The 399-nt window shown below is 48.9% G+C and carries 1 protein-coding gene; it reads left to right on the forward strand.

Going from position 1 to position 399, the window contains the following annotated elements; all coding sequences use genetic code 11:
- The first annotated feature begins 29 nt into the window (after positions 1-29).
- Complete coding sequence (locus AEA42_RS11480) at positions 30-230, forward strand: hypothetical protein (RefSeq protein ID WP_055647786.1); 201 nt, start codon at positions 30-32, stop codon at positions 228-230.
- Positions 231-399: the final 169 nt, after the last annotated feature.

Genomic DNA, 399 nt, shown 5'->3' on the forward strand with positions numbered 1-399 from the left:
CGTCTTAACCCCAGTAGAAGTGCTCCTTGATGATACACACAGCGTTATCTGTGTCTACTGAGAATGCGTACAGTCGCGTCAAACTACTCCAAGCTAATGTGCTGGGCTTGTGCACGAGTTCCTGCGCCCTAACCCACGTCGATGGCCGGGTATTTGGTGAGTATCTGTATGAAAGTGTTGATGCGGTATTAATTGATGCGCCTTGTGGCGGTGGTATGGCCTTCCCTTAATTTAAGGATGGATCGGAATTTTGATTGTCCTCTAGGGGTTGGGTAATTATGAGAAGACGAAGTATGCTGGACTGGTCGGAATACTTTTCGTTCAACACTGGGGGAAGTTAGGTGCTTTACAGCACAGCCTACAGTAAGCAGCAGGACCGAGAGGGCTACTGACGTATGG

The sequence above is a fragment of the Shewanella sp. Sh95 genome, from assembly GCF_001308045.1.
Classification (GTDB): domain Bacteria; phylum Pseudomonadota; class Gammaproteobacteria; order Enterobacterales; family Shewanellaceae; genus Shewanella; species Shewanella xiamenensis.